Origin of the sequence: Serratia myotis (assembly GCF_027474885.1) — a bacterium.
GTDB lineage: Bacteria > Pseudomonadota > Gammaproteobacteria > Enterobacterales > Enterobacteriaceae > Serratia > Serratia proteamaculans.
The window spans coordinates 5063299-5081261 of record NZ_CP099707.1 but is presented as its reverse complement, the minus strand read 5'-3'; the positions used below and the strand labels follow the sequence as shown (position 1 = coordinate 5081261).

General features: G+C 49.5%; 35 protein-coding genes. 34 read left to right on the top strand and 1 reads right to left on the bottom strand.

The features are described 5' to 3' along the window. The first annotated feature begins 20 nt into the window (after positions 1-20). The 34 genes from tuf to NHG65_RS23780 all read left to right on the top strand — a co-directional run bounded on the left by tuf (position 21) and on the right by NHG65_RS23780 (position 17377). Complete coding sequence (gene tuf, locus NHG65_RS23945) at positions 21-1205, top strand: elongation factor Tu (RefSeq protein WP_208718396.1); 1185 nt, start codon at positions 21-23, stop codon at positions 1203-1205. 132 nt (positions 1206-1337) lie between these two features. After that, positions 1338-1532 (top strand): bacterioferritin-associated ferredoxin, encoded by a 195-nt coding sequence (bfd, locus tag NHG65_RS23940; protein WP_017894251.1) that lies wholly within the window; start codon positions 1338-1340, stop codon positions 1530-1532. Positions 1533-1606: 74 nt separating this feature from the next. After that, entirely contained in the window at positions 1607-2071 is a 465-nt protein-coding gene (gene bfr / locus NHG65_RS23935; protein ID WP_099065725.1) for a bacterioferritin, read from the top strand. A gap of 405 nt (positions 2072-2476) precedes the next feature. Next, on the top strand, positions 2477-2788 hold the full coding sequence (gene rpsJ / locus NHG65_RS23930; protein WP_001181005.1) for a 30S ribosomal protein S10: 312 nt from the start codon (positions 2477-2479) through the stop codon (positions 2786-2788). A 32-nt stretch (positions 2789-2820) separates the two neighbouring features. Further along, entirely contained in the window at positions 2821-3450 is a 630-nt protein-coding gene (gene rplC / locus NHG65_RS23925) for a 50S ribosomal protein L3 (RefSeq protein ID WP_012147224.1), read from the top strand. A gap of 10 nt (positions 3451-3460) precedes the next feature. Beyond that, positions 3461-4066, top strand: coding sequence for a 50S ribosomal protein L4 (rplD, locus tag NHG65_RS23920; protein WP_085119645.1), 606 nt, complete (start codon positions 3461-3463; stop codon positions 4064-4066). Next, the gene (gene rplW, locus NHG65_RS23915; RefSeq protein WP_012147222.1) at positions 4063-4365 is read left to right on the top strand and encodes a 50S ribosomal protein L23; all 303 of its coding nucleotides are present in this window, start codon (positions 4063-4065) and stop codon (positions 4363-4365) included. Before rplD ends, rplW begins: the two co-directional genes overlap by 4 nt. Positions 4366-4383: 18 nt before the next feature. Continuing rightward, a complete protein-coding gene (gene rplB, locus NHG65_RS23910; protein ID WP_099065724.1) occupies positions 4384-5208 on the top strand; it encodes a 50S ribosomal protein L2 in 825 nt (274 codons plus the stop codon). A 14-nt stretch (positions 5209-5222) separates the two neighbouring features. Next, positions 5223-5501: a 30S ribosomal protein S19 gene (gene rpsS / locus NHG65_RS23905; protein WP_004929772.1), complete on the top strand. Its 279-nt coding sequence runs from the start codon at positions 5223-5225 to the stop codon at positions 5499-5501. Positions 5502-5515: 14 nt separating this feature from the next. Beyond that, positions 5516-5848, top strand: a complete 333-nt coding sequence (gene rplV, locus NHG65_RS23900; RefSeq protein WP_004391423.1) for a 50S ribosomal protein L22 — start codon at positions 5516-5518, stop codon at positions 5846-5848. Positions 5849-5865: 17 nt separating this feature from the next. Continuing rightward, positions 5866-6564 (top strand): 30S ribosomal protein S3, encoded by a 699-nt coding sequence (gene rpsC, locus NHG65_RS23895; RefSeq protein WP_012147220.1) that lies wholly within the window; start codon positions 5866-5868, stop codon positions 6562-6564. Between the two features lie 12 nt (positions 6565-6576). Further along, a complete protein-coding gene (rplP, locus tag NHG65_RS23890) occupies positions 6577-6987 on the top strand; it encodes a 50S ribosomal protein L16 (RefSeq protein ID WP_004951171.1) in 411 nt (136 codons plus the stop codon). Beyond that, the gene (rpmC, locus tag NHG65_RS23885) at positions 6987-7178 is read left to right on the top strand and encodes a 50S ribosomal protein L29 (RefSeq protein ID WP_004951169.1); all 192 of its coding nucleotides are present in this window, start codon (positions 6987-6989) and stop codon (positions 7176-7178) included. Before rplP ends, rpmC begins: the two co-directional genes overlap by 1 nt. Next, complete coding sequence (rpsQ, locus tag NHG65_RS23880) at positions 7179-7433, top strand: 30S ribosomal protein S17 (RefSeq protein WP_012147219.1); 255 nt, start codon at positions 7179-7181, stop codon at positions 7431-7433. A 165-nt stretch (positions 7434-7598) separates the two neighbouring features. Continuing rightward, a complete protein-coding gene (gene rplN / locus NHG65_RS23875) occupies positions 7599-7970 on the top strand; it encodes a 50S ribosomal protein L14 (RefSeq protein ID WP_004951161.1) in 372 nt (123 codons plus the stop codon). A gap of 10 nt (positions 7971-7980) precedes the next feature. Continuing rightward, the gene (rplX, locus tag NHG65_RS23870; protein ID WP_004951158.1) at positions 7981-8295 is read left to right on the top strand and encodes a 50S ribosomal protein L24; all 315 of its coding nucleotides are present in this window, start codon (positions 7981-7983) and stop codon (positions 8293-8295) included. A gap of 14 nt (positions 8296-8309) precedes the next feature. Continuing rightward, positions 8310-8849, top strand: coding sequence for a 50S ribosomal protein L5 (gene rplE / locus NHG65_RS23865; RefSeq protein WP_004951155.1), 540 nt, complete (start codon positions 8310-8312; stop codon positions 8847-8849). A gap of 13 nt (positions 8850-8862) precedes the next feature. Further along, positions 8863-9168 carry a 30S ribosomal protein S14 gene (gene rpsN, locus NHG65_RS23860; protein ID WP_012147218.1) on the top strand — a complete coding sequence of 102 codons (306 nt, stop codon included), beginning with the start codon at positions 8863-8865 and terminating at the stop codon, positions 9166-9168. A 30-nt stretch (positions 9169-9198) separates the two neighbouring features. Continuing rightward, complete coding sequence (gene rpsH / locus NHG65_RS23855; RefSeq protein ID WP_004951149.1) at positions 9199-9591, top strand: 30S ribosomal protein S8; 393 nt, start codon at positions 9199-9201, stop codon at positions 9589-9591. 14 nt (positions 9592-9605) lie between these two features. Beyond that, positions 9606-10139, top strand: coding sequence for a 50S ribosomal protein L6 (gene rplF / locus NHG65_RS23850; protein WP_012147217.1), 534 nt, complete (start codon positions 9606-9608; stop codon positions 10137-10139). A gap of 9 nt (positions 10140-10148) precedes the next feature. After that, positions 10149-10502, top strand: coding sequence for a 50S ribosomal protein L18 (rplR, locus tag NHG65_RS23845; RefSeq protein WP_037425856.1), 354 nt, complete (start codon positions 10149-10151; stop codon positions 10500-10502). A 14-nt stretch (positions 10503-10516) separates the two neighbouring features. Beyond that, complete coding sequence (rpsE, locus tag NHG65_RS23840) at positions 10517-11020, top strand: 30S ribosomal protein S5 (protein WP_004951140.1); 504 nt, start codon at positions 10517-10519, stop codon at positions 11018-11020. A gap of 2 nt (positions 11021-11022) precedes the next feature. Beyond that, positions 11023-11202, top strand: a complete 180-nt coding sequence (rpmD, locus tag NHG65_RS23835) for a 50S ribosomal protein L30 (protein WP_002213339.1) — start codon at positions 11023-11025, stop codon at positions 11200-11202. Positions 11203-11205: 3 nt separating this feature from the next. Then, positions 11206-11640: a 50S ribosomal protein L15 gene (rplO, locus tag NHG65_RS23830; protein WP_012147214.1), complete on the top strand. Its 435-nt coding sequence runs from the start codon at positions 11206-11208 to the stop codon at positions 11638-11640. Between the two features lie 7 nt (positions 11641-11647). Then, positions 11648-12979 (top strand): preprotein translocase subunit SecY, encoded by a 1332-nt coding sequence (gene secY, locus NHG65_RS23825; protein ID WP_004929740.1) that lies wholly within the window; start codon positions 11648-11650, stop codon positions 12977-12979. Between the two features lie 32 nt (positions 12980-13011). Next, positions 13012-13128 (top strand): 50S ribosomal protein L36, encoded by a 117-nt coding sequence (gene rpmJ / locus NHG65_RS23820; protein WP_002227352.1) that lies wholly within the window; start codon positions 13012-13014, stop codon positions 13126-13128. 146 nt (positions 13129-13274) lie between these two features. Next, on the top strand, positions 13275-13631 hold the full coding sequence (gene rpsM / locus NHG65_RS23815; protein WP_085119639.1) for a 30S ribosomal protein S13: 357 nt from the start codon (positions 13275-13277) through the stop codon (positions 13629-13631). Positions 13632-13647: 16 nt separating this feature from the next. Beyond that, positions 13648-14037: a 30S ribosomal protein S11 gene (gene rpsK / locus NHG65_RS23810; protein WP_004951128.1), complete on the top strand. Its 390-nt coding sequence runs from the start codon at positions 13648-13650 to the stop codon at positions 14035-14037. A gap of 30 nt (positions 14038-14067) precedes the next feature. Then, on the top strand, positions 14068-14688 hold the full coding sequence (rpsD, locus tag NHG65_RS23805) for a 30S ribosomal protein S4 (RefSeq protein ID WP_012147212.1): 621 nt from the start codon (positions 14068-14070) through the stop codon (positions 14686-14688). A gap of 25 nt (positions 14689-14713) precedes the next feature. Further along, positions 14714-15703 (top strand): DNA-directed RNA polymerase subunit alpha, encoded by a 990-nt coding sequence (locus tag NHG65_RS23800; protein WP_002919219.1) that lies wholly within the window; start codon positions 14714-14716, stop codon positions 15701-15703. A gap of 40 nt (positions 15704-15743) precedes the next feature. Continuing rightward, a complete protein-coding gene (rplQ, locus tag NHG65_RS23795) occupies positions 15744-16133 on the top strand; it encodes a 50S ribosomal protein L17 (RefSeq protein WP_004929726.1) in 390 nt (129 codons plus the stop codon). A gap of 147 nt (positions 16134-16280) precedes the next feature. Beyond that, on the top strand, positions 16281-16655 hold the full coding sequence (locus tag NHG65_RS23790; RefSeq protein ID WP_219017120.1) for a DnaJ family domain-containing protein: 375 nt from the start codon (positions 16281-16283) through the stop codon (positions 16653-16655). Further along, positions 16655-17086, top strand: a complete 432-nt coding sequence (gene zntR, locus NHG65_RS23785) for a Zn(2+)-responsive transcriptional regulator (RefSeq protein ID WP_099065721.1) — start codon at positions 16655-16657, stop codon at positions 17084-17086. The genes NHG65_RS23790 and zntR overlap by 1 nt, the downstream gene beginning before the upstream one ends. Before the next feature lie 84 nt (positions 17087-17170). Further along, a complete protein-coding gene (locus NHG65_RS23780) occupies positions 17171-17377 on the top strand; it encodes an alternative ribosome-rescue factor A (RefSeq protein WP_085119636.1) in 207 nt (68 codons plus the stop codon). Between the two features lie 57 nt (positions 17378-17434). Here the strand turns inward: NHG65_RS23780 and mscL are convergent, their stop codons facing one another. Continuing rightward, positions 17435-17851, bottom strand: a complete 417-nt coding sequence (mscL, locus tag NHG65_RS23775) for a large-conductance mechanosensitive channel protein MscL (RefSeq protein ID WP_085119635.1) — start codon at positions 17849-17851, stop codon at positions 17435-17437. Positions 17852-17963: the final 112 nt, after the last annotated feature.

Sequence of the window (17963 nt, the reverse complement as noted above, 5' to 3'; positions counted from 1 at the left end):
TAAGAGTAAGGAATATAGCCGTGTCTAAAGAAAAATTTGAACGTTCCAAACCGCACGTTAACGTTGGTACTATCGGCCACGTTGACCACGGTAAAACTACCCTGACTGCAGCAATCACCACCGTTCTGGCTAAAACCTACGGCGGTTCTGCACGTGCTTTCGACCAGATCGATAACGCGCCAGAAGAAAAAGCTCGTGGTATCACCATCAACACTTCTCACGTTGAGTATGACACCCCGTCTCGCCACTACGCGCACGTTGACTGCCCAGGGCACGCCGACTACGTTAAAAACATGATCACCGGTGCTGCTCAGATGGACGGCGCTATCCTGGTTGTTGCTGCGACTGATGGCCCTATGCCACAGACCCGTGAGCACATCCTGCTGGGTCGTCAGGTTGGCGTTCCTTTCATCATCGTATTCATGAACAAATGCGACATGGTTGATGATGAAGAGCTGCTGGAACTGGTAGAAATGGAAGTTCGTGAACTTCTGTCTGCTTATGACTTCCCTGGTGATGACCTGCCGGTTGTTCGTGGTTCAGCGCTGAAAGCACTGGAAGGCGAAGCTGAGTGGGAAGCTAAAATCATCGAACTGGCTGGCTACCTGGATTCTTACATCCCAGAACCAGAACGTGCTATCGACCTGCCGTTCCTGCTGCCAATCGAAGACGTCTTCTCCATCTCCGGTCGTGGTACCGTTGTTACCGGTCGTGTTGAGCGCGGTATCGTTAAAGTTGGCGAAGAAGTTGAAATCGTTGGTATCAAAGACACCGTTAAGTCTACCTGTACCGGCGTTGAAATGTTCCGCAAACTGCTGGACGAAGGCCGTGCTGGTGAGAACGTTGGTGTTCTGCTGCGTGGTATCAAGCGTGAAGACATCGAACGTGGTCAGGTACTGGCTAAACCAGGTTCTATCAAGCCGCACACTCAGTTCGATTCAGAAGTGTACATCTTGAGCAAAGAAGAAGGTGGTCGTCATACTCCATTCTTCAAAGGCTACCGTCCACAGTTCTACTTCCGTACAACTGACGTGACCGGTACCATCGAACTGCCAGAAGGCGTTGAGATGGTAATGCCTGGTGACAACGTGAACATGGTTGTTACTCTGATCCACCCAATCGCGATGGATCAAGGCTTGCGTTTCGCAATCCGTGAAGGCGGCCGTACTGTTGGCGCTGGTGTTGTTGCTAAAGTTATCGCTTAATCGCGAATAATTTTTCGACACAAAAAGAGGGCACTTCGGTGCCCTTTTTTTATGCAATTCGCTCAAATCTTAATTGAAATAAAAAGCATTCCTATTTAGACTTACTGCATTGGTTAAGAAGTGAGTCTCTCTATGTATGTATGTCTGTGTAATGCCGTGACTGACAAAGCGATCCGTAAGGCCGTACGTCAGCATAATCCGCATACCATGAAACAACTGCGTGAACTGGTCCCTATTGGTACCGATTGCGGAAAGTGCATTCGTCAGGCCAGACAGATTATGGTGGAGGAAAGCGGAACCATTATTCATATGCACGAAGTTGCCTAACTAAAGGTAAGGTTATTTTTTGACTCTTGGCTTACAGCTTCTACACTTTTAGAACTGGCCAGGAGGAGTTACCTATGAAAGGCGATAAAAAGATCATTGCTCACCTCAACAAGCTGCTCGGTAACGAGCTGGTTGCCATCAATCAATATTTCCTGCACGCCCGAATGTTCAAAAACTGGGGTTTAACTCGCCTCAATGACAAGGAATACCACGAGTCGATCGATGAAATGAAGCATGCCGATCGTTACATCGAGCGTATTTTGTTTTTGGAAGGTATCCCGAATTTGCAGGACCTCGGCAAGTTGAATATTGGCGAGGATATTGAAGAAATGCTGCGTTCCGATCTGGCCCTGGAGTTGGATGGCGCCAAGAGTCTTCGCGAAGGCATCGCTTACGCCGATTCCATCCATGACTATGTCAGCCGTGATTTGATGATAGAGATCCTGGCCGATGAAGAAGAGCATATCGACTGGCTGGAAACCGAACTGGATTTGATCGACCGACTGGGTATTCAGAACTACGCACAAGCCCAACTCTAGCAGATTAGCACCCGTTTTTCATTTAACAAATACGCTCCCCAGCCGGCAGGTTTTCTCTCTGGCAGGGCGGGGGAGCTGGCACAACGCCGTATCGAAATTCCTCGCATGCCCCTGTTTATCACTTACCGATTTGCCGCCCAAGAAATAAACCTGCAAAAAATGTCGATATCCTGAGCATATTTCCATCTGTGCCTTGCTTCTCGCTCTGTTTTGCGTATAATGCGCGGGCTTACCTAATCTTGGTAAGCCTGATTTTAGCGAATCAGTCGATTGGCAAGTTTGTTTTGCCTTTCGAACAATACTCCCGATATGGGGGTTATATGTTGACGATTACACTCCCCCATCAATCGAAATGGGTGTGAGGAGTAATTATTTACGTTTATAAATAATTGGAGCTCTGGTCTCATGCAGAACCAAAGAATCCGTATCCGCCTGAAAGCGTTTGATCATCGTCTTATCGATCAATCAACCGCGGAAATCGTCGAGACTGCTAAGCGCACTGGTGCGCAAGTCCGTGGTCCGATCCCGCTGCCAACTCGCAAAGAGCGCTTTACCGTTCTGATCTCTCCGCACGTTAACAAAGACGCGCGCGATCAGTACGAAATTCGCACTCACAAGCGTCTGGTTGACATCGTTGAGCCAACCGAGAAAACCGTTGATGCTCTGATGCGTCTGGATCTGGCTGCTGGTGTAGACGTGCAGATCAGCCTGGGTTAATCAGGTCATTGAGCGATTGAGAGGTTGAAACAATGATTGGTTTAGTCGGTAAGAAATTGGGCATGACTCGTATCTTCACTGAAGATGGCGTTTCTATCCCAGTAACCGTGATTGAAATTGAAGCGAACCGCGTGACTCAGGTCAAAGACCTGGCTAACGACGGGTACCGTGCCGTTCAGGTTACTACCGGTAGCAAAAAAGCTAACCGCGTGACCAAACCGGAAGCGGGCCATTTCGCTAAAGCTGGCGTTGAAGCTGGCCGTGGTCTGTGGGAATTCCGCACTGCTGAAGGTGAAGAATTTACTGCAGGTCAAAACATCAGCGTAGAAATCTTCGCTGAAGTTAAAAAAGTCGATGTTACCGGTACTTCTAAAGGTAAAGGTTTTGCTGGCACTGTAAAGCGCTGGAACTTCCGTACCCAAGACGCTACCCACGGTAACTCCTTGTCTCACCGCGTTCCGGGTTCTATCGGTCAGAACCAGACTCCGGGCAAAGTGTTCAAAGGCAAGAAAATGGCTGGCCACCTGGGTGACGAGCGTGTAACCGTTCAAAGCCTGGACGTAGTACGTGTTGACGCTGAGCGCAACCTGCTGCTGGTTAAGGGTGCTGTACCGGGCGCAACCGGTGGCAACCTGATCGTTAAACCAGCTGTGAAGGCGTAAGGGGATAGCAATGGAATTAGTATTGAAAGACGCGCAAAGCGCGCTGACTGTTTCCGAAACTACCTTCGGTCGTGACTTTAACGAAGCGCTGGTACACCAGGTTGTTGTTGCTTATGCAGCAGGTGCCCGTCAAGGTACTCGTGCTCAGAAGACCCGCGCTGAAGTGACTGGTTCCGGTAAAAAACCGTGGCGCCAGAAAGGTACCGGCCGTGCGCGAGCAGGTTCTGTAAAGAGCCCGATCTGGCGTTCAGGTGGTGTGACCTTCGCTGCAAAGCCACAGGACCACAGTCAGAAAGTAAACAAAAAGATGTACCGCGGCGCGCTGAAAAGCATCCTGTCCGAACTGGTACGTCAAGATCGTCTGATCATTGTCGAGAAGTTCTCTGTAGAAGCGCCTAAAACTAAGCTGCTGGCACAGAAACTGAAAGATATGGCTCTGGAAGATGTGCTGATCGTGACCGGTGAACTGGATGAGAATCTGTTCCTGGCTGCTCGCAACCTGTACAAGGTTGACGTGCGCGATGTAGCAGGTATCGACCCGGTTAGCCTGATCGCCTTCGACAAAGTGGTTATGACTGCTGATGCTGTGAAGCAAGTTGAGGAGATGCTGGCATGATCCGTGAAGAACGTCTGCTGAAAGTGCTGCGTGCACCGCACGTATCTGAAAAAGCATCCGCTGCGATGGAAAAAACTAACACCATCGTACTCAAAGTTGCCAAAGACGCGACCAAAGCAGAAATTAAAGCTGCAGTGCAGAAACTGTTTGAAGTCGAAGTCGAAGACGTTAACACCCTGGTAGTTAAAGGGAAAGTGAAGCGTCACGGTCAGCGTGTTGGTCGTCGTAGCGACTGGAAAAAAGCTTACGTCACCCTGAAAGAAGGCCAGAATCTGGACTTCATCGGCGGCGCAGAGTAAGTCGGAGGAGTAAGAACAATGGCAATTGTTAAATGTAAACCTACATCTCCGGGTCGTCGCCACGTTGTTAAAGTGGTTAACCCTGAGCTGCACAAGGGTAAACCTCATGCCCCGTTGCTTGAGAAACTGAGCAAAAGCGGTGGCCGTAACAACAATGGCCGAATCACCACCCGTCATATCGGTGGTGGCCACAAGCAACATTATCGTCTGGTTGACTTCAAACGCAACAAAGACGGTGTGGCTGCAGTGGTTGAGCGTCTGGAATACGATCCGAACCGTTCCGCGAACATCGCGCTGGTTCTGTACAAAGACGGCGAACGCCGTTATATCCTGGCGCCGAAAGGTCTGAAAGCTGGTGACCAGATCCAATCTGGCGTTGATGCTGCAATCAAGGTAGGTAACGCCCTGCCAATGCGCAACATCCCAGTGGGTTCAACGGTTCATAACGTAGAAATGAAACCAGGTAAAGGCGGTCAAATCGCTCGCTCTGCTGGTGCCTACGTTCAGATCGTTGCACGTGATGGTTCCTACGTAACTCTGCGTCTGCGCTCAGGCGAAATGCGTAAAGTTCCAGTTGATTGCCGCGCCACCTTAGGTGAAGTCGGTAACGCTGAACATATGCTTCGCGTTCTGGGTAAAGCAGGTGCTGCACGTTGGCGTGGTGTTCGTCCTACCGTTCGCGGTACGGCGATGAACCCGGTCGATCACCCGCACGGTGGTGGTGAGGGTAAAAACTTTGGTAAACACCCAGTAACACCATGGGGCGTTCAGACCAAAGGTAAGAAAACCCGTAGCAACAAGCGTACTGATAAGTTCATCGTACGTCGCCGTAGCAAAAAATAATTAGAGGATAAGCCATGCCACGTTCTCTCAAGAAAGGTCCTTTTATTGACCTGCACTTGCTGAAGAAGGTAGAGAAAGCGGTGGAAAGCGGTGACAAGAAGCCTTTGCGCACTTGGTCCCGTCGTTCAACGATCTTTCCTAACATGATCGGTTTGACCATCGCTGTCCATAATGGTCGTCAGCACGTACCAGTGTTCGTTTCCGATGAAATGGTCGGTCACAAACTGGGTGAATTCGCGCCGACTCGCACTTATCGCGGCCATGCGGCTGATAAAAAAGCTAAAAAGCGCTAAGGTAGGAGGAAGAGATGGAAACTATCGCTAAACATCGCCACGCTCGTTCTTCTGCACAGAAGGTCCGCCTTGTTGCAGACCTGATCCGCGGTAAGAAAGTGTCGCAAGCTCTGGAAACTCTGGCCTACACCAACAAGAAAGCTGCTGGTCTGGTTAAGAAAGTGCTGGAGTCTGCCATTGCTAACGCAGAACACAACGATGGCGCTGACATCGATGATCTGAAAGTCACGAAAATCTTCGTAGACGAAGGCCCAAGCATGAAGCGCATTATGCCGCGTGCAAAAGGTCGTGCAGATCGCATCCTGAAGCGCACCAGCCACATTACTGTGGTTGTGTCCGATCGCTGAGACTCTGGAGACTAGCAATGGGTCAGAAAGTACATCCTAATGGTATTCGCCTGGGTATTGTCAAACCTTGGAACTCTACTTGGTATGCGAATACCAAAGAATTCGCTGACAACCTGGACAGCGACTTTAAAGTTCGTCAATTCCTGATTAAGGAACTGGCGAAAGCTTCCGTTTCTCGCATCGTTATCGAGCGTCCTGCGAAGAGCATCCGTGTGACTATTCACACTGCTCGTCCAGGCATCGTTATCGGCAAGAAAGGTGAAGATGTCGAAAAACTGCGTAAGGTCGTAGCGAACATCGCTGGCGTTCCTGCGCAAATTAACATCGCCGAAGTCCGTAAACCGGAACTTGACGCTAAATTGGTTGCTGACAGCATCACTTCACAGTTGGAACGTCGCGTTATGTTCCGTCGTGCTATGAAGCGTGCTGTACAGAATGCAATGCGTCTTGGCGCTAAAGGTATCAAAGTTGAAGTAAGCGGCCGCCTTGGCGGTGCTGAAATCGCGCGTACCGAATGGTACCGTGAAGGTCGTGTTCCGTTGCATACACTGCGTGCGGATATCGATTACAACACATCTGAAGCGCACACCACTTATGGTGTAATCGGCGTTAAGGTATGGATCTTCAAAGGTGAGATCCTGGGTGGTATGGCTGCAGTTGAACAACCGGAACCGGCTGCTCAACCTAAAAAGCAGCAGCGTAAAGGCCGCAAGTAAGGAGAGTCGCTGATGTTACAACCAAAGCGTACAAAATTCCGTAAGATGCACAAAGGCCGCAACCGTGGTCTGGCGCAGGGTACGGATGTTAGCTTCGGCACTTTCGGTCTGAAAGCTGTTGGCCGTGGCCGTCTGACTGCTCGTCAAATCGAAGCAGCTCGTCGTGCAATGACTCGTGCAGTTAAGCGTCAAGGTAAAATTTGGATCCGTGTATTCCCGGACAAACCAATTACCGAGAAGCCGCTCGAAGTGCGTATGGGTAAAGGTAAGGGTAACGTGGAATATTGGGTTGCCCTGATCCAACCTGGGAAAGTCCTGTACGAAATGGACGGTGTACCAGAAGAGGTCGCCCGTGAGGCATTCAAGCTGGCTGCAGCTAAATTGCCGATCAAAACCACCTTTGTAACTAAGACGGTGATGTAATGAAAGCACAAGAGCTGCGTGAAAAAAGCGTTGAAGAGCTGAACACTGAGCTGCTCAACCTGCTGCGTGAGCAATTTAACTTGCGCATGCAGGCGGCAAGTGGCCAGCTGCAACAAACTCACCTGTTGAAACAAGTGCGTCGTAATGTCGCACGCGTTAAGACTTTACTGACTGAAAAGGCGGGTGTGTAAATGACTGATATTAACCGTACTCTGCAGGGTCGTGTTATTAGTGACAAAATGGAGAAATCCATGGTTGTTGCTATCGAGCGCACGGTGAAGCACCCGATCTACGGGAAATTCATCAAGCGTACGACCAAGCTGCACGTACATGACGAGAACAACGAATGTGGTATCGGTGACGTGGTAGAAATCCGCGAATGCCGTCCACTGTCTAAGACTAAGTCTTGGACGTTGGTTCGCGTTGTAGAGAAAGCGATTCTGTAATAGAGTAGCTGGCTCTAACTTATAAACGGCTCAGAAAATGAGCCGTTTATTTTTTCTACCCATACTTTGGAAGCGGTGTTATAATGCTGCGCCCTCGGTTATGGGGCTTTTCAACGATCTAGTAATAGGTCCTAAAGTTGTAGTTGACATTAGCGGAGCACTAACATGATCCAAGAACAGACTATGCTGACCGTGGCCGACAACTCCGGTGCACGTCGCGTAATGTGTATCAAGGTTCTAGGTGGCTCGCACCGTCGCTACGCAGGCATTGGCGATGTCATCAAAATTACCATCAAGGAAGCAATTCCTCGCGGTAAGGTGAAGAAAGGCGATGTGCTGAAGGCGGTAGTGGTGCGCACCAAGAAGGGTGTACGTCGCCCGGACGGTTCTGTCATTCGCTTCGATGGTAATGCATGCGTTATTTTAAACAATAACAGCGAGCAACCTATCGGTACGCGTATTTTTGGGCCGGTAACTCGTGAACTGCGTAATGAGAAGTTCATGAAAATTATCTCTCTGGCACCAGAAGTACTCTAAGGAGCGAAACATGGCAGCGAAAATCCGTCGTGATGACGAAATTATCGTGCTTACCGGGAAAGACAAAGGTAAACGCGGTAAAGTAAAAAATGTCCTGTCTGCTGGTAAGGTCATTGTTGAAGGTATTAACCTGGTTAAGAAACATCAGAAGCCGGTCCCGGCCCTGAACCAACCAGGTGGCATTGTTGAAAAAGAAGCTGCAATTCAGGTTTCTAACATTGCTCTCTTCAACGCGGCTACCGGTAAGGCTGACCGTGTAGGCTTTAGATTCGAAGACGGGAAAAAAGTCCGTTTCTTCAAATCTAACAGCGAAACTATCAAGTAATTTGGAGTAATACGATGGCGAAACTGCATGATTACTACAAAGACGAGGTAGTCAAACAACTGATGTCTCAGTTTGATTACAACTCTGTCATGCAAGTCCCTCGGGTCGAGAAGATCACCCTGAATATGGGTGTTGGTGAAGCGATCGCTGACAAGAAACTGCTGGATAATGCAGCAGCGGATCTGGCAGCAATCTCCGGTCAAAAGCCGTTCATCACCAAAGCACGCAAATCTGTTGCAGGCTTCAAAATCCGCCAGGGCTATCCGATCGGCTGTAAAGTAACTCTGCGTGGCGAACGCATGTGGGAGTTCTTTGAGCGACTGATTTCCATTGCTGTTCCACGTATCCGTGACTTCCGTGGCTTGTCCGCTAAGTCATTCGATGGCCGTGGTAACTACAGCATGGGTGTGCGTGAGCAAATCATCTTCCCAGAAATCGACTATGACAAAGTCGACCGCGTTCGTGGTTTGGATATTACCATTACCACTACTGCGAAATCTGATGATGAAGGCCGCGCGCTGTTGGCTGCTTTTAACTTCCCGTTCCGTAAGTAAGGCAGGGTTACTGATGGCTAAGCAATCAATGAAAGCACGCGAAGTCGTTCGCGTGAAACTGGCTGAAAAGTACCGCGCTAAACGCGAGGAACTGAAAGCTATCATTTCTGGTGTGAACTCTTCCGACGAAGATCGTTGGGATGCTGTTCTCAAGCTGCAAACTCTGCCGCGTGATTCCAGCCCGTCTCGTCAGCGTAAACGCTGCCGCCAAACTGGCCGTCCACATGGTTATGTGGGCAAATTCGGGTTGAGCCGTATCAAGTTACGTGAAGCCGCTATGCGCGGTGAAGTACCAGGCTTGAAAAAGGCTAGCTGGTAATTACCAATTGAATCACGGGAGTAAAGACAGATGAGCATGCAAGATCCGATCGCGGATATGCTGACCCGTATCCGTAACGGTCAAGCCGCGAACAAAGTTGCGGTCACCATGCCTTCCTCCAAGCTGAAAGTGGCAATTGCCAACCTGCTGAAGGAAGAAGGTTTTATTGAAGATTTCAAAATCGAAGGCGACACCAAGCCTGTTCTGGAACTGGTACTGAAGTACTTCCAGGGCAAGGCAGTGGTAGAAAGCATTCAGCGAATCAGCCGTCCAGGTCTGCGTATCTACAAGAAAAAAGATGCGCTGCCAAAAGTTATGGCTGGTTTGGGTATTGCTGTTATTTCTACCTCTAAAGGTGTTATGACCGATCGTGCAGCTCGCCAAGCAGGTCTTGGTGGCGAGATTATCTGCTACGTAGCTTAATTCGGGAGGAAAGAATGTCTCGTGTTGCAAAAGCACCCGTCGTCATTCCTGCCGGCGTAGAGGTAAAACTCAACGGTCAGGTTATTTCGATAAAGGGTAAGAACGGCGAGCTGACTCGTACTGTCCACAACGCCGTTGAAGTGAAGCAAGAAGCTAATGCACTGACTTTCGCCCCGCGCGAAGGTTTTGCAAACGCATGGGCCCAAGCGGGTACCACGCGCGCTCTGCTGAACGCAATGGTCGTTGGTGTTACCGAAGGCTTCACCAAGAAGCTTCAACTGGTAGGTGTTGGTTATCGTGCTGCTGTTAAAGGCAACGTGGTGAATTTAGCCTTAGGCTTCTCTCACCCGGTCGATCACCAGCTGCCAGCAGGTATTACTGCTGAATGCCCAAGCCAAACTGAAATCGTGCTGAAAGGCGCTGATAAACAAGTTATTGGCCAGGTTGCTGCAGATCTGCGTGCCTACCGCCGTCCTGAGCCTTACAAAGGCAAGGGTGTCCGTTACGCCGACGAAGTCGTGCGTACCAAAGAGGCTAAGAAGAAGTAAGGTAACACTATGGATAAGAAATCTGCTCGTATCCGTCGTGCGACCCGCGCACGCCGTAAGATCAAAGAACTGGGTGCAACCCGCCTGGTGGTACATCGTACCCCGCGTCACATTTACGCACAGGTAATTGCTCCAAATGGTTCTGAAGTACTGGTAGCCGCTTCTACTGTAGAAAAAGCTATCACAGAGCAATTGAAGTATTCCGGTAACAAAGACGCAGCAGCAGCCGTAGGTAAAGCTCTGGCTGAGCGCGCGTTGGAAAAAGGGATCTCTAAAGTCTCCTTTGACCGTTCCGGTTTCCAATATCATGGTCGAGTCCAGGCACTGGCAGATGCTGCCCGTGAAGCTGGCCTTCAGTTCTAAGGAAGAGGTTTAAGATGGCTCACATCGAAAAACAAGCTGGCGAACTGCAGGAAAAGCTGATCGCGGTAAACCGCGTATCTAAAACCGTAAAAGGTGGCCGTATTTTCAGCTTTACCGCACTGACAGTAGTTGGTGATGGTAACGGTCGCGTTGGTTTTGGCTACGGCAAAGCACGCGAAGTTCCGGCAGCGATCCAGAAAGCGATGGAAAAAGCCCGTCGCGCTATGATTAATGTTGCTTTGAATAGCGGTACTCTGCAGCACCCTGTTAAAGGTGCTCATACGGGTTCTCGTGTGTTCATGCAACCAGCTTCCGAAGGTACCGGTATCATCGCCGGTGGTGCAATGCGCGCCGTTCTGGAAGTTGCAGGGGTTCATAACGTATTAGCTAAAGCATATGGTTCTACTAACCCGATTAACGTGGTTCGTGCAACTATTGCTGCTTTGGAAGATATGAAATCCCCAGAAATGGTCGCTGCTAAGCGTGGTAAGTCCGTCGAAGAAATTCTAGGGAAATAACCATGGCAAAGACTATTAAAGTAACTCAAACAAAAAGCAGCATCGGCCGTTTGCCAAAGCACAAGGCAACCCTGATCGGTTTAGGTCTGCGTCGTATTGGTCATACTGTAGAGCGTGAGGATACTCCTGCTGTACGTGGTATGGTCAACTTGGTTTCCTACATGGTTAAGGTTGAGGAGTAACAGATGCGTTTAAATACTCTGTCTCCGGCTGAAGGTGCCAAGCATGCGCCTAAGCGTGTAGGTCGTGGTATTGGTTCTGGCCTGGGTAAAACCGCTGGTCGTGGTCACAAAGGTCAGAACTCACGTTCTGGCGGTGGCGTACGTCGTGGTTTTGAAGGTGGTCAGATGCCTTTATATCGTCGTTTGCCGAAATTCGGCTTCACCTCTCGCAAAGCTATGATCACGGCAGAAGTTCGTCTGTCTGAACTGGCTCTTGTTGAAGGCGACGTAATCGACCTGAACACGCTGAAAGCCGCTAACGTTGTTGGTGTCCAGATCGAATTCGCGAAAGTTATGCTTTCTGGCGAAATCGCTCGTCCGGTTACCCTGCGTGGTCTGCGTGTCACCAAAGGCGCTCGTGCTGCTATCGAAGCTGCTGGCGGTAAAATTGAGGAATAAGTAGCAGATGGCTAAGCAACCAGGATTAGATTTTCAAAGTGCTAAAGGCGGACTCGGCGAGCTGAAGCGCAGACTTTTGTTTGTTATCGGCGCGCTGATTGTCTTCCGTATCGGCTCTTTTATTCCGATTCCTGGTATCGATGCCACTGTGCTTGCCAAATTGCTCGAGCAGCAGAGAGGCACTATCATTGAAATGTTTAACATGTTCTCTGGTGGTGCCCTCAGCCGTGCTTCTATCTTCGCTCTGGGGATCATGCCGTATATTTCGGCGTCGATCATTATCCAGCTGTTAACGGTGGTTCATCCAGCGTTAGCAGAAATTAAGAAAGAAGGGGAGGCTGGCCGTCGCAAGATTAGTCAGTACACCCGTTACGGTACGCTGGTGTTGGCCATATTCCAGTCGATCGGTATTGCTACCGGTCTGCCGAATATGCCTGGTATGCAGGGTCTGGTGTTAAACCCAGGCTTTGCGTTCTACTTTACTGCAGTAGTGAGCTTGGTTACCGGGACAATGTTCCTGATGTGGCTGGGTGAACAGATTACTGAACGCGGTATCGGTAACGGTATCTCGATCATTATCTTTGCAGGTATTGTAGCGGGACTCCCGCCGGCTGTGGCCCATACTATTGAGCAAGCCCGGCAAGGCGACCTGCACTTCCTCCTGTTGCTGTTGGTTGCAGTATTGGTGTTTGCAGTAACCTTCTTCGTTGTTTTCATCGAACGTGGTCAACGTCGTATCGTCGTTAACTATGCGAAACGTCAACAAGGTCGTCGTGTTTATGCAGCACAGAGCACACACTTACCGTTGAAAGTGAATATGGCAGGGGTTATCCCGGCAATCTTCGCTTCCAGCATTATTCTGTTCCCGGCCACGATTGCATCATGGTTTGGGGGCGGTACCGGTTGGAACTGGCTGACAACGATTTCGCTGTATTTGCAGCCAGGGCAACCGCTTTATGTGTTACTCTATGCGTCTGCAATCATCTTCTTCTGTTTCTTTTACACGGCGTTGGTTTTCAACCCGCGTGAGACAGCAGATAACCTGAAGAAGTCCGGTGCCTTCGTACCAGGAATTCGTCCGGGAGAGCAAACGGCGAAGTACATCGATAAAGTAATGACGCGTTTAACCCTGGTGGGCGCGATGTACATTACTTTCATCTGCCTGATCCCGGAGTTCATGCGTGATGCAATGAAAGTACCATTCTACTTTGGTGGTACCTCGCTACTGATCGTGGTTGTCGTCATCATGGACTTTATGGCTCAAGTGCAAACTCTGATGATGTCAAGTCAGTACGAGTCTGCATTGAAGAAAGCAAACCTGAAAGGCTATAACCGCTAACGGGTTCGTTTGAGAAGTTACGGAGAGTAAAAATGAAAGTTCGTGCTTCCGTCAAGAAATTATGTCGTAACTGCAAAATCGTTAAGCGTAACGGTGTCGTTCGTGTGATTTGCAGCGCCGAGCCGAAGCATAAACAGCGTCAAGGCTGATTATCTCGCATATTTTTCTTGCAAAGTTGGGTTGAGCTGGCTAGATTAGCCAGCCAATCTTTTGTATGTAGCTGCAACATTATTTGAGTATCCTGAAAACGGGCTTTTCAGAATGGTGTTGCCGTATAAAATAGTAGGAGTGCATAGTGGCCCGTATAGCAGGCATTAACATTCCTGATCATAAACATACCGTAATCGCCTTAACGTCGATCTTCGGAATCGGTAAAACCCGCTCACAGTCTATCTGTGCGTCTACGGGTATTGCCGAAAGTGTTAAGATCAGTGAGCTGTCTGAAGAGCAAATCGAACAGCTGCGTGAAGCAGTCGCCAAATTCACCGTAGAAGGTGATTTGCGTCGTGAAGTTACCCTGAGCATCAAGCGTCTGATGGATCTTGGTACATACCGTGGTTTGCGTCATCGTCGTGGTCTGCCAGTTCGCGGTCAGCGTACGAAGACCAACGCACGTACCCGTAAGGGTCCGCGTAAACCGATCAAGAAATAATCAGGGTGATTGAATAATGGCAAAGGCACCTGTTCGTACACGTAAGCGTGTAAGAAAGCAAGTCTCTGACGGCGTGGCTCATGTCCATGCTTCTTTCAACAACACCATTGTAACTATTACCGATCGTCAGGGTAATGCATTGGGTTGGGCAACTGCCGGTGGTTCTGGTTTCCGTGGTTCTCGTAAGTCAACTCCGTTTGCAGCTCAGGTTGCAGCAGAACGTTGTGCTGACGCAGTAAAAGAATACGGTATCAAGAATCTGGAAGTTATGGTTAAGGGACCGGGTCCAGGCCGCGAATCAACTATTCGTGCTCTGAACGCCGCTGGTTTCCGCATCACTAATATTACTGATGTGACTCCTATCCCTCACAACGGTTGTCGTCCGCCGAAAAAGCGCCGCGTATAACGCTGCTTTTAGGTTTGTTGGAGAAAGAAAATGGCAAGATATTTGGGTCCTAAGCTCAAGCTTAGCCGCCGTGAGGGCACAGACTTGTTCCTGAAGTCTGGCGTTCGCGCGATCGATACCAAGTGTAAAATTGAGCAACCGCCTGGTCAACACGGTGCGCGTAAACCGCGTCTGTCTGACTACGGTGTACAGTTACGTGAAAAGCAAAAAGTTCGCCGTATGTACGGTGTTCTGGAGCGTCAATTCCGTAACTATTACAAAGAAGCAGCACGCCTGAAGGGCAACACCGGTGCAAACCTGTTGCAACTGCTGGAAGGTCGTTTGGACAACGTTGTTTACCGTATGGGCTTCGGCGCTACTCGTTCAGAGTCACGTCAGTTGGTTAGCCACAAAGCAATTATGGTAAATGGTCGCGTTGTTAACATCGCTTCTTATCAGGTATCTCCGAATGACGTAGTCAGCATCCGCGAGAAGGCTAAAAAGCAATCTCGTGTTAAAGCTTCTCTGGAGCTGGCTGAGCAGCGTGAAAAGCCGACCTGGCTTGAAGTTGATGCTGCTAAGATGGAAGGCGTGTTCAAGCGTATGCCTGAACGTACCGATCTGTCTGCGGACATTAACGAACACCTGATCGTCGAGCTTTACTCCAAGTAAGGCTTAGTACCAAAGAGAGGACACAATGCAGGGTTCTGTGACAGAGTTTCTAAAACCGCGCCTGGTAGATATCGAGCAAGTCAGTTCGACGCACGCCAAGGTGACCCTTGAGCCGTTAGAGCGTGGCTTTGGCCATACTCTCGGCAATGCACTGCGCCGTATTCTGCTTTCGTCTATGCCGGGTTGCGCGGTGACCGAGGTTGAGATTGATGGTGTACTGCATGAGTACAGCACCAAAGAAGGCGTACAGGAAGATATCCTGGAGATCCTGCTCAACCTGAAAGGGCTGGCGGTGAGAGTTCAAGGGAAAGATGAAGTTATCCTTACCCTGAATAAATCTGGCATTGGCCCTGTGACCGCTGCCGACATTACCCATGATGGTGATGTCGAAATCGTCAAGCCTCAGCACGTGATCTGCCACCTGACCGATGAAAACGCTGCTATCAGCATGCGTATCAAAGTTCAACGTGGTCGTGGTTATGTGCCGGCTTCTGCCCGAATTCATTCGGAAGAAGATGAGCGCCCGATCGGTCGTCTGTTGGTTGACGCCTGCTATAGCCCTGTAGAGCGTATTGCCTACAATGTTGAAGCAGCGCGTGTAGAACAGCGTACTGACCTGGACAAGCTGGTCATCGAAATGGAAACCAATGGCACGATCGATCCTGAAGAGGCGATCCGCCGTGCGGCAACCATCCTGGCTGAACAACTTGAAGCTTTTGTTGACTTACGTGATGTTCGTCAACCAGAAGTTAAAGAAGAGAAACCAGAATTCGATCCGATTCTGCTGCGCCCTGTTGACGATCTGGAATTGACTGTCCGCTCTGCTAACTGCCTTAAGGCAGAAGCTATCCACTACATCGGTGATCTGGTACAGCGTACCGAGGTTGAGTTGCTGAAAACGCCGAACCTGGGTAAAAAATCTCTTACTGAGATTAAAGACGTGCTGGCCTCCCGTGGTCTATCTCTGGGCATGCGCCTGGAAAATTGGCCACCGGCAAGCATTGCTGACGAGTAACCGGATCACAGGTTAAGGTTTTACTGAGAAGGATAAGGTCATGCGCCATCGTAAGAGTGGTCGTCAACTGAACCGTAACAGCAGCCACCGCCAGGCTATGTTCCGTAACATGGCCGGCTCTTTGGTTCGTCATGAGATCATCAAGACGACCTTGCCAAAAGCAAAAGAGCTGCGTCGCGTTGTTGAGCCGCTGATTACTCTTGCCAAGACCGACAGCGTAGCTAATCGTCGTCTGGCATTCGCCCGTACTCGTGATAACGAGATCGTGGCAAAACTGTTTAACGAGCTAGGCCCGCGTTTTGCGAGCCGTGCCGGTGGTTACACTCGCATTCTGAAGTGTGGCTTCCGCGCAGGCGACAACGCGCCGATGGCATACATCGAGCTGGTTGATCGTGCTGAGTCTCAAGCAGAAGTAGCAACTGCAGAGTAATCTGTAGACGCGTGGAAAAACCGGGCTTGCCCGGTTTTTTTACGTCCATCATCAGCCAAACGTGCGTTATTTCCCTTCCTGACTTAAGATCCCCGTCCCTATCCGCTATGCTAACGCTATTAATCAGCTCTACTGAGAGATCATGTTATGTGGTTACTCGATCAATGGGCAGAACGTCATATCCTGGATGCGCAGGCCAAAGGGGAATTAGATAATTTACCGGGCCAGGGTCAGCCACTTGAATTGGATGATGACAGTGCGGTACCTGCAGAATTGCGTACCGGCTTCCGCTTGCTTAAAAACGCCGGCTATTTACCCGCTGAGTTAGAAGATCGCAAAGAGGCTTTGAATATAGCTCGTTTGCTGCAAGGGATTGGTAGTGAGCATCCGGACTATGCCGAACTTGGCAAACGAATGGCGTTACTGGAACACCGTTTACGACAAGCAGGAATGAGTACTGATTTTTTGCATGGTGAATATCAACGTGCACTGAGTGGCAAATTTTCATCGGAGGATGAGTGATGCTTAAGATTGGCCAACTGGCAAAGCTTGCTGACGTGACGCCGGATACCGTGCGTTATTACGAGAAGCAGGGAATGATGGATCATAATATCCGTACCGAGGGCGGTTATCGGTTGTACAGCGATCAAGACCTGCAGCGGCTGCGTTTTATCCGTTATGCCAAGCAGCTCGGTTTCACGTTGGAAACTATCGCCGAACTGTTGTCGATCCGTGTTGATCCCGAGCACCATACCTGTCGGGAATCGAAGTCGATTGTCGATGCGCGGCTCAGTGATGTTGAAAATAAGCTTAAAGAACTAACACGGATGCGTGAATCGCTAAAGCGTCTTAGCGATGCCTGCTGCGGTAGCGCGCATACCAGCAATTATTGCTCCATCCTGGAGGCGCTTGAGCAAGGTGCCAGTGATGATAAAACTAAAAAAGGTGCCTGAATGGGCTATCAGCACTTTAATTTTTATACGGCCGGCAGTATTATCGCCACGATTTATATCCATAGATAAACTAGGAGCATTACCATGACTAAATACCGTCATACCAAAGGCCAGATACAGGACAATGCCATTGAGGCACTGTTGCACGATCCGTTATTCCGACAAAGGGTAGAGAAAAATACCAAAGGCAAGGGCAGCTACCGGCGTAAAGACAAACATGCAAAAGGCGGAAACTGGGAGGCCAGTGGTAAACTATCAAGCGATAATTTACCACTGGCCTTCTGGTTTTAAGGCATTAAAAAAGCCATCTTAATAAGATGGCTTTTTAGTCGCGCAGGAGAAACTGTTTTACAGTTTAGGTTGTTGCTGTTGACTCAGTAAATCACGAATTTCAGTCAGCAGTTTTTCTTCTGCGGTCGGTGCCGGAGGCGCTGCTGGCTCTTCTTCCTGTTTACGACGCACTTTATTCATTAATTTAATTGCCAGGAAAATAGCGAAGGCAACAATCACAAAATCGAAAATGGTCTGGATGAATGAACCGTAGTTCATTACTACTGCAGGAATCGCGCCCTGAGCTTCGCGTAATACCAGGTGGAATTGTTTGAAGTCAACGCCGCCAATCAGCAAGCCCAGTGGTGGCATAATGATATCTGCAACGAAAGACGATACGATCTTACCGAATGCCGCACCAATAATCACACCTACTGCCAAGTCGACCACGTTGCCACGCATGGCAAACTCGCGGAACTCTTTCATCATACTCATAGAACGCACCCCTTGCAGAATTTAATAACTCAAGTTTAACAAAGCAATTTCCCTTTGCCACAAAAGGAGCGAAAACTTTTATCTCCTTCCATGGCGGAGAACAACTTCGCAA

Excerpts from the sequence above, each read along its gene's own strand:
- bfd (WP_017894251.1), top strand. The coding sequence starts at position 1,338 with ATGTATGTATGTCTGTGTAATGCCGTGACTGACAAAGCGATCCGTAAG.
- bfr (WP_099065725.1), top strand. The coding sequence starts at position 1,607 with ATGAAAGGCGATAAAAAGATCATTGCTCACCTCAACAAGCTGCTCGGT.
- rpsJ (WP_001181005.1), top strand. The coding sequence starts at position 2,477 with ATGCAGAACCAAAGAATCCGTATCCGCCTGAAAGCGTTTGATCATCGT.
- rplC (WP_012147224.1), top strand. The coding sequence starts at position 2,821 with ATGATTGGTTTAGTCGGTAAGAAATTGGGCATGACTCGTATCTTCACT.
- rplD (WP_085119645.1), top strand. The coding sequence starts at position 3,461 with ATGGAATTAGTATTGAAAGACGCGCAAAGCGCGCTGACTGTTTCCGAA.
- rplW (WP_012147222.1), top strand. The coding sequence starts at position 4,063 with ATGATCCGTGAAGAACGTCTGCTGAAAGTGCTGCGTGCACCGCACGTA.
- rplB (WP_099065724.1), top strand. The coding sequence starts at position 4,384 with ATGGCAATTGTTAAATGTAAACCTACATCTCCGGGTCGTCGCCACGTT.
- rpsS (WP_004929772.1), top strand. The coding sequence starts at position 5,223 with ATGCCACGTTCTCTCAAGAAAGGTCCTTTTATTGACCTGCACTTGCTG.
- rplV (WP_004391423.1), top strand. The coding sequence starts at position 5,516 with ATGGAAACTATCGCTAAACATCGCCACGCTCGTTCTTCTGCACAGAAG.
- rpsC (WP_012147220.1), top strand. The coding sequence starts at position 5,866 with ATGGGTCAGAAAGTACATCCTAATGGTATTCGCCTGGGTATTGTCAAA.
- rplP (WP_004951171.1), top strand. The coding sequence starts at position 6,577 with ATGTTACAACCAAAGCGTACAAAATTCCGTAAGATGCACAAAGGCCGC.
- rpmC (WP_004951169.1), top strand. The coding sequence starts at position 6,987 with ATGAAAGCACAAGAGCTGCGTGAAAAAAGCGTTGAAGAGCTGAACACT.
- rpsQ (WP_012147219.1), top strand. The coding sequence starts at position 7,179 with ATGACTGATATTAACCGTACTCTGCAGGGTCGTGTTATTAGTGACAAA.
- rplN (WP_004951161.1), top strand. The coding sequence starts at position 7,599 with ATGATCCAAGAACAGACTATGCTGACCGTGGCCGACAACTCCGGTGCA.
- rplX (WP_004951158.1), top strand. The coding sequence starts at position 7,981 with ATGGCAGCGAAAATCCGTCGTGATGACGAAATTATCGTGCTTACCGGG.
- rplE (WP_004951155.1), top strand. The coding sequence starts at position 8,310 with ATGGCGAAACTGCATGATTACTACAAAGACGAGGTAGTCAAACAACTG.
- rpsN (WP_012147218.1), top strand. The coding sequence starts at position 8,863 with ATGGCTAAGCAATCAATGAAAGCACGCGAAGTCGTTCGCGTGAAACTG.
- rpsH (WP_004951149.1), top strand. The coding sequence starts at position 9,199 with ATGAGCATGCAAGATCCGATCGCGGATATGCTGACCCGTATCCGTAAC.
- rplF (WP_012147217.1), top strand. The coding sequence starts at position 9,606 with ATGTCTCGTGTTGCAAAAGCACCCGTCGTCATTCCTGCCGGCGTAGAG.
- rplR (WP_037425856.1), top strand. The coding sequence starts at position 10,149 with ATGGATAAGAAATCTGCTCGTATCCGTCGTGCGACCCGCGCACGCCGT.
- rpsE (WP_004951140.1), top strand. The coding sequence starts at position 10,517 with ATGGCTCACATCGAAAAACAAGCTGGCGAACTGCAGGAAAAGCTGATC.
- rpmD (WP_002213339.1), top strand. The coding sequence starts at position 11,023 with ATGGCAAAGACTATTAAAGTAACTCAAACAAAAAGCAGCATCGGCCGT.
- rplO (WP_012147214.1), top strand. The coding sequence starts at position 11,206 with ATGCGTTTAAATACTCTGTCTCCGGCTGAAGGTGCCAAGCATGCGCCT.
- secY (WP_004929740.1), top strand. The coding sequence starts at position 11,648 with ATGGCTAAGCAACCAGGATTAGATTTTCAAAGTGCTAAAGGCGGACTC.
- rpmJ (WP_002227352.1), top strand. The coding sequence starts at position 13,012 with ATGAAAGTTCGTGCTTCCGTCAAGAAATTATGTCGTAACTGCAAAATC.
- rpsK (WP_004951128.1), top strand. The coding sequence starts at position 13,648 with ATGGCAAAGGCACCTGTTCGTACACGTAAGCGTGTAAGAAAGCAAGTC.
- rpsD (WP_012147212.1), top strand. The coding sequence starts at position 14,068 with ATGGCAAGATATTTGGGTCCTAAGCTCAAGCTTAGCCGCCGTGAGGGC.
- NHG65_RS23800 (WP_002919219.1), top strand. The coding sequence starts at position 14,714 with ATGCAGGGTTCTGTGACAGAGTTTCTAAAACCGCGCCTGGTAGATATC.
- rplQ (WP_004929726.1), top strand. The coding sequence starts at position 15,744 with ATGCGCCATCGTAAGAGTGGTCGTCAACTGAACCGTAACAGCAGCCAC.
- NHG65_RS23790 (WP_219017120.1), top strand. The coding sequence starts at position 16,281 with ATGTGGTTACTCGATCAATGGGCAGAACGTCATATCCTGGATGCGCAG.
- zntR (WP_099065721.1), top strand. The coding sequence starts at position 16,655 with ATGCTTAAGATTGGCCAACTGGCAAAGCTTGCTGACGTGACGCCGGAT.
- NHG65_RS23780 (WP_085119636.1), top strand. The coding sequence starts at position 17,171 with ATGACTAAATACCGTCATACCAAAGGCCAGATACAGGACAATGCCATT.
- mscL (WP_085119635.1), bottom strand. The coding sequence starts at position 17,851 with ATGAGTATGATGAAAGAGTTCCGCGAGTTTGCCATGCGTGGCAACGTG.